An 11,854-nucleotide genomic window follows, 5' to 3' on the forward strand; every position below is an offset into this window, starting at 1 on the left:
CGTTCGGACTGTCTCTGCGAATGACCAAGCCGCAGTGCACAAGGATGGCGATATGCCTGCGAAGCGTCGCCGGCGACATGCCGTTCGCTCGATCGCTGAGCTGCGCGTTGGACGGGAAGACGACGAGATCGCCATCTGCGCACATCGTCGTCTCCTGGTGGAACGAAAGTAGTGCGCTGAGGATCGCGAGCGCCCGATCGGTCGCGCCGATCGCTTCCCGCGCCTCCCGGATATGCTGGAAGACCTTCCATTTATGAACCACCACATCGGGCGTGACGGCCTGAGCTGTCACTTGGCTGGCCATCAGGCCAAGCGACATCGACCGCCGCCCAAAGGGCGTCGTGGGTAAGTGGGTATGCATTTCCTTTTACCTGTGTTGAGGCAAAAGAAATCCGCTCGCCGAAACGGCACGTCCCACGATGGGACTCTTGACTGCGATTCGCGGAAGTGCGATTCTCTGCTTGCTTAAGGACTGAGAAGGGCTTCCGGGACGCTGTTTCGGGGGCCTTTTTCTTTTGCTGCCTAAGGGATTGGGCTGCTGCTTAAATTGGCGCCTCCTTTTTCTCTTCGAATTGCCGGTAGAGTTCCGGCAGTTTTGCCGCGATGAACTCTCCAAAATCCCGTGCACCGTCGGCGTCCACGATGATGGTGACCGCGTCGCCCGCTCGTTCGACCGTCGCGATTTTATTGCCCGCCGCTGCTTTTACCGCGACCCTTCGCGGCTTGGTGGCTTCCCTATTGGGCGCAGTGGCATTGAACAGGCGCACGAACCGCTGATCCGTATCAGCCTGCTGAAATTTCGGGTCGGTCAACACGTCATCCAGCCGTGACATATCTGGGAATTCCGACAGACGCTCGGCAAGCGCTGTCCATCTCGGGCGGCCGGCCTTTGGAGCAGGCCCTATTGCGTGGATGAGATTTGTCGGAATCGACTTCGTCAATGCCAGAAGGCGCGACAGCTGGGTCTTTTCCATGCTCAGCGCCGACATGATCACGGCGCGATCAAAGCCCTGACCTTCGAGTGTGAGGGCGAAGAGACCGCGCTCGATGTAGCTGAGGTCCTTCCGGGCCGAGTTCTCCTGGCCTTGAATGACGACGAGTTCTTCGTCGGTCAGATCCTGGACCACCGCGCGCACTGGCCGTCCGAGCTTGGCGAGTATTTTTGCGCGCCGGTGACCATAGGCGATCTGGAAATGATCCGGCCTGTCGGGATGTGGACGGACAAGAATAGGGCTCTTCTGACCCGATTCCTTGATAGCGTTAAAGAGTGTCTCGTATTCGGGGCCATCGTCGTCGAGACGATCTTGTGCGAAGGATCCCGAGAGTTTCTCAGCGGGAATGTCTACGACTGCCGCGCCTGATGCCACGAGCGCTCTTGCACGTTCAGCGGCAGTCGCGATTTGTCCGAGCGAACGGCCCATAGCCCCGACGGCGCCAGACCTCACATGCGCCACTGGCGTCGGCGCAGCCGGATCTGCGGCCGAGTTGCCACCTGGCAACTCTTCCGTCCGGCGGGTCAGCATCGCCTTCAGCGTGTCCTTGCGGCTCATGTCTCGCGTCCCCACGCTAGCTTCATCAGGCTCTCAATCTCGCCATTCACGCCATCGAGCGATTCCATCGCGCGGTCGTAAGTTTGCTTTCCGAAATTCTCCCTCCCGACTTCATAGAGCGTTTGCTTTGAAAGCCCGGCGTCAGAGATCGCTGTCGACTTCACCATCGTGCTGTTGAGCACGCGCTCTCTGAAGAGCGACCGCATGAAAGCAACCATCTGCGTCTGGGGCGCGTCCGCGGGCTCAAATCGGGTGACGACATACCGAATAAAATCGTAATCAAGATCCCCGCCGGACTCCTGCACCACACTCAGGATGTCCGACGCCATCAGCAGGAACTGGCACATAGACATCACATCGAGCATCTGAGGATGCACTGTGATTAGAAGCCCTGTCGCGGCGCAGAGCGCGCCAAGCGTTAGAAAGCCGAGCTGAGGCGGACAATCTAGGATCATCACGTCATACCCGTCCGCGACTGTTCCAAGCGCCGTCGCAACCCTGCCAAAGAACGGCTCCGCGTCGCGCTCGGCTAACGCCCGCGGCGTATCGTGCTCAAATTCCATCAGCTCAAGATTGGCTGGAATCAGATCGAGACCAGCGAAATAAGTCTTGCGAATGACGTCCCTAAGCGGTCGACGGTTTTCGTCATATCGCACCGCCGCATACATGGTCTCGTTCGGCTGAATATCATACTCCGGCTGATAACCGTGGAGCGCTGTCAGCGACGCTTGGGGATCGAGGTCGACCGCCAGGACACGGTATCCATGGAGGGCGAGATACTGGGCCAGATGCGCGGCGGTCGTGGTCTTTCCGCTACCACCTTTGAAATTCACCACCGCCATCACTTGGCAGTGCTCCGCTTCACGGCGATGCTGCACGTACCTCTTTCCCTTCGACCCTTCCTCTAGCGTTACGCGTAGCTCGTTGATTTGCTCGAGTGTATATGACCGTCGTCCTCCAGCCCCGAGCGAGGGCTGCGGCCCCTTGCCCCCCAGCGACAGCTGCCGCAGATAGGCGTCGGCGATTCCAATCAGCTTCGCAGCCTCTACCGAGGAAAACGATCGGAGGGATTTCTTCGAGACCGGCGGGAAAAGAGCCTCGCGCATAGCGAGCAGCTCCGCCGACAGCGCGGCGCCGTCGCCGGCGATGACATCCGTCATCAGCGGCTTCGGCCCCGATGTAAGAGTCTTTGAGCTACGTGCTTTCTGCATAACTACGATGCCCATTCCAACTACGGCATTTAATCGTAGGCAGAATGAAACCGAGTCGGGCCTATTGGCAAGGGATTTAACGTTAACGCCGGTTTACCGCTATGACACCAGGGTGAGTTGCCAGGTGGCAACTCGATCTCCAGACAAGCCCACTCCGTTTCCACGATAGTCACTTCTCTCGCCGCAGGCACCCAACGGCAGCCAATAGATGAGCCATTCGTGCCGATGCGGCCTTGGAGCACATTTCGTGGACCCGTCGGCCAGCCTGTCGCACCAACAACGACAGATGAGAGAGCGGGCCGGTAAGTCCCCGTACCTTAGACAGAGTCGTCGTCTCGGAGATCAGAAGCTGCACGGTTGACCCGCCCAGTGCATCAACACGCCGGCGTCGAGATCGGGCAGACGCACTCGCTGAGCCTTCAAGCCCAGGGCGATGGCGTGGCCAACATCGGGGGAGGCCCAATTGCCGCGGTCTTCAGCAAGAACCATCCGAACGGAAGCCCGACTTCACGGTCGATCGCCTCGATCCGGTCCCTGAGAATGTGAACCGACAGACCGTCGGTCATCTGCAGCCGCTCGCTGGGGACGCGCAGCGGTCGCGGAATGAAGCCTATCTCGCGCTTTCCGTGATCTTCATAGTCGCGGATGTCCAGCGCCCAATGGGTGAACACGCGCGACCCTGACGCGCTGGACGCGTCCCAGTCCTGAAAGAACAGCACCTCGCGCGGCACGTGCTCGAACCCGTCGGGCACCGCCTCGAGGAACGGCGTTTCGCGCGTCCCGTCCGGATCGATCTCCTGGATCCGCCTGCGCTCTATCTCCGGCCGGCGGGCCTCGCGGCTCTCGCGCTCCAGGCGGGCGCAGCGCCCGAGAAAGCCGCGCACATGCACAACAGCTCCGCCGGCGCGGCCGCGCAACCGATGGACCGGGCCGGCGAGCCGGTCGGTGTCGGGCAGGGGATGCTGCCGGGGGAAGCTCGGTTCGAGGAGTTCGCTTTCGCGCCACGGGCGATAGCCCGGGTTGACGATCGGACCCGCACGCCATTCAATCTCGCGATGGAGCGCGATCTGGATATAGTCGCCGGCGCCCGGTCCGGTCGGCGCGAAGATGGTGACGCTCGTTCCGCGCCATTCGGTGATTTGCAGATCGGTGTCCTTGAGCCGGCGCCAGAGCGCGATGAGATCGCCGCCGTCGCTGGCGATCTCGGCCGTCATCCACGGCCGCAGTTCGCCGACGCGCGTGCCGTCCGCCCGGATGACCGAGCGGGTGTCCCGTCAGTAGTCGTCTTCGATGGGCGCCAGGCTAAAATCAGAACCGGGAAACGCCACGCTGATGGCGGGTATAAGATCCGCGTCCGCGGAAGCGGGATCGAGGCCGGCCAGAATCGCTTCAAGCGATGCCGGGTCGGGGAGGCGGATGGGGGAAGGGGTCATGGAACGACCTCTTGCGGGATTTCCGGGATTTCCGTATATTCCGGATCAAAGGAGAATGCGTCATGGCCTCCATTGTGACCGCGGCCGAAGTCTCCAAGAACTTCGGCGCCTATCAGGACGCCGCCGTGCGCGAGCCGGTGGTAATCACCAAGAACGGCCGCCCGCGCACCGTGCTGCTGGCCTACGAGGACTTCGTGCGGCTGTCGAAGCGCGACCGCCGAGTCGAGCGCACCGCCGAGTTGAACGACACCGAGATCGCCGCAGTCGAGGCGGCCGAGATGACGCCGGAGCCCGACCATCTCAACACCCCCGGCACGCATGCTGCCGACTGAGGTCAGGGTCGGCTGGATCTTCCGCTACGCCTATCTCTGGGACCGGCAGCACCGCGAGGGCCGGGAGGAGGGCGACAAGGACCGCCCCTGCCTGGTGCTGGCCATCGTCATGACCACCGAGGAGGGCGCACCGGTGGTGCGCGTCCTGCCGATCACCCACACGCCGCCGGCCGATCCGGCCGACGCAATCGAAATCCCGGCCGAGGTCAAGAGCCGCCTCCGGCTCGACGCCGAGCGCTCCTGGATCGTGCTGACCGAAAGCAACCGCTTCACTTGGCCGGGTCCGGACCTGCGCCCCGTCGAGAGCGACAGCGGCTATTTCGGCGCGCTGACGCCCGGGCTCTTTGCCGAGGTGAAGCGCCGCTTCGTGGCGATCGCGCGCGGCGAGGTGGCGACCACGCGGCACGCCAGCGTGCCGCGCACCGACTGATACCAACGGCCATTGAGGGTGACTCTCAGGGGCTTTCGGTTGAGTGCGATCTCTGATTCCATGGTGCGGGGAGGATTCGCGTCATGGCCTCTGCGGTGAAGCTTCGGACGGACTACTCGGCTTCGGATTTGCGGCGGCTCGCCGCAGCTTCGAAACACGCCAGCCAGAGCCGGCGGCTGCTGTCGCTGGCAGCGGTCCTTGATGGGATGGATCGCGCCGAGGCGGCTCGGATCGTCAGACCCTGCGCGATTGGGTTCACCGCTTCAACGCGCTCGGCCCCGACGGGCTGCGCGACATCCGCCCCAAGGGCCACCCGCCCCGGCTGTCGAAGGCGCAGTTGGCCGAACTCGCCGAGATCGTCGAGACCGGCCCCGATCGCAGGGTCCACGGCGTCGTCCGGTGGCGGCGCCTCGACCTGAGGAAGGTCGTCGCGGACCGCTTCGGCGTCGCATACCACGAGCGAACCATCGGCAAGATCCTCAAGGCGATCGGCTTCTCGCACATCAGCGCTCGCCCCCGTCATCCCGGACAGGACCCCAAGGTCATGGAGGACTTCAAAAAAACTTCCTTCGGACCCTGAACGCCCACGTCGGGCACCTGCCGAAGGGGCGCCGCATCGAGGTCTGGTTCCAGTGTATGGTTCGCCTCCGGTTTGCAAGAAGAAACGACGGCCCAGAAGACCCTGCTTCAGCGTATCCGGCTTGTTTGAGGGCAGATCATGCCCGAGCCACAATGGGAGCCGCTGGGATGCGTTCCTTACAAGACGACCAGATCCTTTGATCTCCTGCCACTACCAGGTTTCGCATATCCAGTTGAAGCAGAGAAACAATCTACTGGAACCATCAGGTTGCGCATCCGATCATATCCACGGTGCCATCGTTTTCCTCTCGCAAGTCATTCGAACAAGCCTTATGCAGGGCGCGGTTCGAAAATCGTATTGTGGGTTAAAAGTGCCCAAATGACACGTGCGACCTTATTTGCACATGCGACAACAATCTTGTTTGTATGCATTCCTCGCTCGACCAGACGGTCCATGAACACGGTGATCCCGTTCTCTCGTTTCTTCCGGTTGTAGAACGCTGATCGCATGCCATGAATCATTAACGTTCGGACGTAGGTGTTGCCGCGTTTCGAGATACCGAGCAACGTCGTCTTTCCCCCGGTCGACTTCCGCCTTGGAACCAACCCAAGGAAGGCGGCGAGATCGCGCCCACTTCGGAAATCGGCGATGTCGGCGACTGCGCTGAACAAGGCAGTGGCGACGATGATGCCGATACCGGGCACTGAGAGCAGGGCTTTGCAGATGGGATTGGCTTTGGCGAATTCAGCGAGTTCCGCGTCGATTGACTCGACACGCGCATCGAGCGCCTGATATTCGGCGGCCAAGGTTGCAAACAATGCACGGCAGACAGGGTTGAGTTGGATCTCCTCTTTGGCTTGCAAGTCGTCGAGAAACCGTTCGAAACGCATCCTGCCCGAACCGAACACCAATCCGCGTTCGCGAAGCAAGCCTCTGATCTGATTCACGATCGCTGTACGCGCCGTGACGAGACGCTGTCGTACCCGGTGAAGAGCTTGGATATCGAGCTGCTCCTGCGACTTAACGCCCACCGCGTGACGGCCTGGGCGCTGAGCCGCTTCGGCAATCGCCAGTGCATCATTCCAGTCATTCTTTTGGGCTTTCGCAAATGGTCGGACGCTTTCCGGGGTAAGAAGTCGGACGGCATGTCCCATTGCAATGAGTTGGTGTGCCAGCCAGTGAGCACCCGAGCACGCCTCGAATGCAACGTTCAAGTACTGCCCCGCCCGATCTCGAAAGAAGGCGATCAGCCCTAACCGCGTGAATTGCTTGCGCAAGACGATATCGCCGTCAAGACCCAATGCGACCAGATGGAAAGTGGCCTTCCCGATATCAATGCCAATCTGCTTGAACTGCATGATGTACCTCCGTTGCTGGACGGACTGATTATCCGCCAGAGGGAGGAGGCGAACCATCCCATAAGACGAGGCCCGGATCGGTCAGAAGAACGGCATCGTCCGGCAGTGGGCGCGGCGGGGAACGCGGCCCCGCCAGGCCGCCGACCAGCGCTACGACAATGCCTGGCTGTTCGGGGCGATCTGCCCGGCGCGCGGCGTCGGTGCCGCCTTGGCCCTGCCCTATATCGGTACCGAGGCCATGCAGATGCATCTCGACGAAATCTCGACCATGGTGGCTCGGGGATCGCACGGCGTGCTGCTGCTCGATCGCGCCGGATGGCACACCACGAGGATGCTCTGCATCCCGAAGAACATGACGCTGATCTTCCTGCCGTCGCGATCGCCGGAGCTGAACCCGGTCGAGCAGATCTGGCAGTATCTGCGATCGAACTTTCTCTCCAACCGCGTCTTCGAAACCTACGCCGACATCGTCGATGCCGCCTGCGAGGCGTGGCGCAGCCTCACCGAAAACCCAGAAACCATCACATCCATCGGCAGGCGCCAATGGGCGCACATCGGTCATTCATAAGGGCCGTTGGTATGAGCAGCGCGGCGGCCGATGTGCCGCGTGGCGCGTCATGGCGCCTCGTCGCGACACAACGCCCAGTCCGCGCCGGCGAACCAGCACGCCTCCGGATCCGGCGCGCCCTTCCAGATGAGGCTGCGCACGGCGTCGATGCCCCCCGCGGCAAAACTCTGGCGCAGGCGCGCGACGTCTGCCGCATCGCCCGCGCCGACCGCCCCCTCGGCGCACACAAAGTAGGCCGGGCTGATGGCGCGCGCCGCAAAGCCGACGCCGCGCCGTTCGATCCGCAGCGCCGCGCCGCGCTCGCTGTGCCGGCCGCCGGAATTGGGCCGCTGGGGACCGGGCACCCCGAGCGGGAACACCAAGCGTCCCCCTGGCGACAGGCCCTCGATCCAGCGGTCGGCGGGACGGGAAACCGCGAAGTTCACGTAAACCCCGTCGGCCGACGTTTCGGGCCAGCGGCTGCCGTCGCCACAGACGACGCGCACGTTCGGGCGACCGGACAGCGACGCCGCGGCGCGCCTGGCCAGAGCGGGGTCGAACTCGACCGCCGTGACCTGGCCGGCGGGACCCACCAGCTCGGCCAGAACCGCGCTGTAGTAACCGGCGCCGGCGCCCACATGGACGATGTGCGCGCCGGGCTTCGGCCCGAGCGCCTTGAGGAGCTTGGCGTGCAGCGACGGGCTGCCGTTGTTGACGCCCCGGGCGGGGTCGAGGGCGACGACGAGGTCTTGGTAGAGGACCACCGGATCAGTGCCGAGAATGGGCCGGTAGCCGTCGAAGGGCGACGATGCCGTCCATGGCGACGGCCCCAGGAACGCCTCGCGCGGCACGGTCGCAAAGGCGGTTTCGATTGCGGCGTTGTCGACGCCGAGGATGGCCAGCATCTGGCGGGCATAGGCCCGCCGCGCCACGGCGAGCTCCGCGGCCGAGAAGGCGGATCGGATCTCGTCCGGAAGCGGGGAGGAGGCGTGCAGGCGGCGTCCTCTCGTCGATCTCGGCGCCGGCGGGCGCGAATATTTGGGCTCCAGGCCACGAGATCGCCGATTTGCCGGCGGCTGTCCATGACAGCCGATAAGGGACAGTTATCGATAATTAGAAACCTGGGAACCGAGTGTCGCTATGGCGGAAACTATTCCCATATCTGCAAATAATCGGCGGACCCCGGACCTGTCGGTGCGAACACAACCGCGCTGGTGCCGCGCCATTCGGTAATCTGCAGCTCGGTCTCTTTTAGACGGCGCCACAGCGCTCCGATGTCGCCACGCTCCCTGGCAACCTCTGCCGTCATCCACGTTTGTAGCTCGCCCATCCGAGTGCCGTCCGGCTGGATGACGCTGCGAGCATCGCGCCAATAGTCGTCATCGATCTGGGCGAGACTGAATTCAAAACCCGGGAACGCTCGGGTGAGGGCAGGGACCAGCGCCGAATCGGCCGACGCCGGATCAAGCCCGGCCAGCACGGTTTCGAGCGATGCGACGTCGGGTATACGAACAGAGGCCATCATCTCGATTGGCCGCCATCGGTCCAGGGATTGAAAAGCGACACGCCGAGCGGCGCAAAGTCCTTAGTGTTGCGGGTGGCCAGCACGAGATTGCGGTCGAGTGCCGTAGCGGCGAAAAACCCGTCCATCACGGAGAGCGAAAGGCCGCTCATGCGGGCCTCCGCCATCAGATCCCCCCATCGTCCGGCAATCGCGGGGTCGATAGGCAGGATACGACCAGCGAAGCGCTCTGGGAGATCCTGTGCAAGCCAATCGGAGAGCGCGGTGCGCCGCCGGCCGTCATCCATCAATGCGATCCCACGCTTGAGCTCGGCGATCGAGGCTACACTGATGTAGGTCCGGTCCTCGTCGATCGCATCGAGCCAGGCAAGAACCCTGGGGTCGGGCGCCGGTCGCCGGACCTCCGACAAAACATTGGTGTCGAGCAGAACATTCACAGGTCTGGGTCGCGCGGCTGGTCACGGACGCGCTCGAGATCGAGATCGACGTCTCGCAGCGGTGATGCAAGCAGGAACTCGGCCAGCGTGCCTTTGCGCGCCGTCTTGCGGGACCATTCCTCCGCCGAAACGACAACGACGCTCGGCTTGCCGTGCCGTGTAATGACCTGGGGGTCGCGTTGCGCGCGCTCGATGACCTCGGACAGGCGCGCCTTGGCATCGGCGACCGTCCAGCTCTCCGATTGATCGGGTGCGGACTTTCTGAGCGTTGCCATGAGCTCCCCCACAATGACCATAATGACTAATATAACCATATATGGCCGGCGTGGGTTTTTCAACGTGCAATCAAATGCGAGCGCCGAGGCAGGAGCCGCGTTCCCCCCGGGGAGATACCGGACGCGCAACGAGAAGCACCAACCTGCCGTCCGTCCCCTCGGGCGCTGCTCGAAGCGGGAACTGAAGGGAAGGGGAGGGGAGGGGCCTAGGTGCCCCCCGGTCCAGACGACCCTACGACTTGCCCGCCAAGAGCTGCCTACGTGCGATTCGACCTGATCACGGGGCACGGACCGAACTCGACCAGAGGCGTCATACTGTCTAAATTTCGATAGTATGAGACGGCACCGGCTCTCGGCAGCTGTGTCGCCCGGCCCATCAACCGCCCTGTAGGCTGCGGAGCCTCTTGAAGATATCGGGCGCAATCTTGAATTCGCGCGCCTGTCCACGCCCCATCGAATTCTTCACCATCGTCTCCGTCAAGATCTTACGGCTAACGAGCTGATCAATCGTCTCGGTGACGCCGCCTCGTGTTAGCGACGTCAACTCAATTATATTGGTTAACGTCAGGCGCTGATTGCCCTGATGCATATAATAGAGGACGCTCATCATTCCGATTTGCTTCAGGCGCGACTGAGGGGTCTCATCGTCGAGCGGATTGTCGAGGATCAGCCGCAAGATAAGCGCCGAGAACGAGAGGCTGTGCCATTCGGCGTCGAGGGCTCTTGGCATCGGCTTAACTGCTCTATATATGATAGTTAACCGGATATGAGATTGCGGCTGACAAGCCTTTCCGGGGTCGTTTCGGGAGGGTGGAAGGCATGAATTCCCCTACTGCCAGGGCGCTTTCCTGCGCATTCGTATTGCTGTCATCCTACTGCATTTCCAGCAGTAAAGCGCGCGCGGACGATTGGGGCTGTCAGGTTCTCCTTTGCCTTTCGAACCCGGGCGGTCCGATGCAGTTCGCCGAATGCGTCCCTCCTGTTCAGAGGCTTTGGAACGAACTCGCCAGAGGACGCCCCTTTCCAACCTGCAGTGGAATCGGATTCCAAGCGTCCACGCCTGGATACGAACCGTACTCATGCGAGGCTGATTACCGCGTGACCGCACGGTTCGGCCCCCAGGGGCAAGAAGCGGCCCGTGTGTCGGCGACACGCCAGGTGGTCGACACCAGCCAATGCACATCAGGGGCTGGCAATGGGACCGCGCGCTGGGTGTCGAGCAGCGGCCAGCGCCAATGCATGGCTTATGTAACGGCTCGGCCAAGCGTGCGCTCGCAACCCCACTTTGTCGACGTGACGATCGACGGCATGGCCACTCAGCGGGTGTGGTTCTAGGTCATGCCCGTCGCATTCGCCGATCTTGCGCAGACTTGCGCCCCGACCGTTCAGGTGGAGACCCTCGCGGCGGTCGTGAGCCTCGAAAGTGGCTTCTCGCCGTTTGCCATCCGCATCAACAGCGGCACGCCCCTGCGCGACCCGCCGAACAGCAAGGCGGAGGCGATCGAGGTTGCCAGCACGCTGATCGCCCAGCATCTGGACGTCGACCTTGGCCTTGGCGGCATCAACGTTGATGACCTTGGCCGCCTCGAACTCACAGTCGCCGATGCGTTCGACCCCTGCCTGAACCTGAAGGCGACCGCCCGTCTGCTCGACCGTTATTACCGGGTGGCGATCGGCAGTGGCGTCCGCCCTGCCGCGGCGGTCACTGTGATGCTGCAGGCCTATTACGGCCGCGGCGACGCCTCGGTCGGCGAAATGGCCGCTTACGACAAGCAAGTGCATGAAGAGGCAAAGCGTCTCGCGCCGAAGCTTGCTTCACTCACGATCGGCTCCGCTGGCCGGTCCACCACAAGAGATCGAGCAGGGGAGGGGTCGGCACTGCCGCCTCCGGCTGCCGCACCACCAGTCGCCCGCCGTGAAGCGAAACCGGCGTCCTGGGATGTTTTTGCAACAGCGCGGAAATCCTCCGCTCTCGTCTTCCAGAACGAACAATCGGAGTGAGCCGAATGAGTAAGAGAGTGCGCGTTCGCCCAGGCGCAGCCATCATGCTGGTGGCGACCGTATTTGCGATCGGGATGGCGGAACCGGCCGCCGCCCAGGCAACCGGAGGCGGTATCGAGACCGTTCTGCAGAACATCGTCACCCTGCTCACGGGCAATGTCGCGAAGCTCCTGGCGAC

General features: G+C 62.7%; 14 protein-coding genes and 3 pseudogenes. 7 read left to right on the plus strand and 10 right to left on the minus strand.

Annotated elements, in window-relative coordinates:
• The 4 genes and pseudogenes from repC to K9U40_RS19645 form a co-directional block, all read right to left on the minus strand.
• Window positions 1-361: plasmid replication protein RepC (gene repC / locus K9U40_RS19630; RefSeq protein WP_282891825.1), on the minus strand; the 361-nt coding region annotated here is incomplete at its 3' end.
• Between the two features lie 181 nt (window positions 362-542).
• Window positions 543-1,550, minus strand: coding sequence for a plasmid partitioning protein RepB (repB, locus tag K9U40_RS19635; protein ID WP_282639155.1), 1,008 nt, complete (start codon window positions 1,548-1,550; stop codon window positions 543-545).
• On the minus strand, window positions 1,547-2,710 hold the full coding sequence (gene repA / locus K9U40_RS19640) for a plasmid partitioning protein RepA (RefSeq protein WP_282639154.1): 1,164 nt from the start codon (window positions 2,708-2,710) through the stop codon (window positions 1,547-1,549). The genes repB and repA overlap by 4 nt, the downstream gene beginning before the upstream one ends.
• 393 nt (window positions 2,711-3,103) lie before the next feature.
• A pseudogene (locus K9U40_RS19645) lies at window positions 3,104-4,194 on the minus strand (hypothetical protein).
• Window positions 4,195-4,256: 62 nt separating this feature from the next.
• Here K9U40_RS19645 and K9U40_RS19650 point away from each other — a divergent pair.
• From K9U40_RS19650 to K9U40_RS19660, 3 genes and pseudogenes are all read left to right on the plus strand, one after another.
• The gene (locus K9U40_RS19650; RefSeq protein ID WP_282639153.1) at window positions 4,257-4,526 is read left to right on the plus strand and encodes a type II toxin-antitoxin system Phd/YefM family antitoxin; all 270 of its coding nucleotides are present in this window, start codon (window positions 4,257-4,259) and stop codon (window positions 4,524-4,526) included.
• A complete protein-coding gene (locus K9U40_RS19655) occupies window positions 4,513-4,956 on the plus strand; it encodes a plasmid maintenance toxin (PemK-like) (protein WP_282639152.1) in 444 nt (147 codons plus the stop codon). Before K9U40_RS19650 ends, K9U40_RS19655 begins: the two co-directional genes overlap by 14 nt.
• Before the next feature lie 83 nt (window positions 4,957-5,039).
• Window positions 5,040-5,643: pseudogene (locus K9U40_RS19660) on the plus strand (helix-turn-helix domain-containing protein); the annotation flags it as partial.
• Window positions 5,644-5,865: 222 nt separating this feature from the next.
• On the opposite strand, the gene K9U40_RS19665 reads toward K9U40_RS19660, so the two are convergent.
• Entirely contained in the window at window positions 5,866-6,894 is a 1,029-nt protein-coding gene (locus K9U40_RS19665) for an IS110 family transposase (RefSeq protein ID WP_282639151.1), read from the minus strand.
• A gap of 64 nt (window positions 6,895-6,958) precedes the next feature.
• Here K9U40_RS19665 and K9U40_RS19670 point away from each other — a divergent pair.
• Window positions 6,959-7,462, plus strand: a pseudogene (locus K9U40_RS19670) (IS630 family transposase); the annotation flags it as partial.
• Between the two features lie 47 nt (window positions 7,463-7,509).
• Here the strand turns inward: K9U40_RS19670 and K9U40_RS19675 are convergent.
• From K9U40_RS19675 to K9U40_RS19695, 5 genes are all read right to left on the minus strand, one after another.
• Window positions 7,510-8,373 carry a protein-L-isoaspartate O-methyltransferase family protein gene (locus tag K9U40_RS19675; protein ID WP_282639150.1) on the minus strand — a complete coding sequence of 288 codons (864 nt, stop codon included), beginning with the start codon at window positions 8,371-8,373 and terminating at the stop codon, window positions 7,510-7,512.
• A 218-nt stretch (window positions 8,374-8,591) separates the two neighbouring features.
• Window positions 8,592-8,966, minus strand: a complete 375-nt coding sequence (locus K9U40_RS19680) for a hypothetical protein (protein WP_282639149.1) — start codon at window positions 8,964-8,966, stop codon at window positions 8,592-8,594.
• Window positions 8,963-9,400: a type II toxin-antitoxin system VapC family toxin gene (locus K9U40_RS19685; protein WP_282639148.1), complete on the minus strand. Its 438-nt coding sequence runs from the start codon at window positions 9,398-9,400 to the stop codon at window positions 8,963-8,965. Before K9U40_RS19685 ends, K9U40_RS19680 begins: the two co-directional genes overlap by 4 nt.
• Window positions 9,397-9,675, minus strand: coding sequence for a type II toxin-antitoxin system Phd/YefM family antitoxin (locus K9U40_RS19690; RefSeq protein WP_282639147.1), 279 nt, complete (start codon window positions 9,673-9,675; stop codon window positions 9,397-9,399). Before K9U40_RS19690 ends, K9U40_RS19685 begins: the two co-directional genes overlap by 4 nt.
• 376 nt (window positions 9,676-10,051) lie before the next feature.
• Window positions 10,052-10,405, minus strand: a complete 354-nt coding sequence (locus tag K9U40_RS19695; RefSeq protein WP_282639146.1) for a MarR family transcriptional regulator — start codon at window positions 10,403-10,405, stop codon at window positions 10,052-10,054.
• 89 nt (window positions 10,406-10,494) lie between these two features.
• On the opposite strand from K9U40_RS19695, the gene K9U40_RS19700 reads away from it, so the two are divergent.
• From K9U40_RS19700 to K9U40_RS19710, 3 genes are all read left to right on the plus strand, one after another.
• Window positions 10,495-11,010 (plus strand): hypothetical protein, encoded by a 516-nt coding sequence (locus K9U40_RS19700; RefSeq protein ID WP_282639145.1) that lies wholly within the window; start codon window positions 10,495-10,497, stop codon window positions 11,008-11,010.
• Between the two features lie 3 nt (window positions 11,011-11,013).
• Window positions 11,014-11,676 (plus strand): lytic transglycosylase domain-containing protein, encoded by a 663-nt coding sequence (locus tag K9U40_RS19705; RefSeq protein ID WP_282639144.1) that lies wholly within the window; start codon window positions 11,014-11,016, stop codon window positions 11,674-11,676.
• Between the two features lie 5 nt (window positions 11,677-11,681).
• Window positions 11,682-11,854, plus strand: a 173-nt coding sequence (locus tag K9U40_RS19710; protein WP_282891826.1) for a TrbC/VirB2 family protein, incomplete at its 3' end; no start/stop codon positions are given.

The organism is Xanthobacter autotrophicus, assembly GCF_030015065.1.
Lineage (GTDB): Bacteria > Pseudomonadota > Alphaproteobacteria > Rhizobiales > Xanthobacteraceae > Xanthobacter > Xanthobacter autotrophicus_D.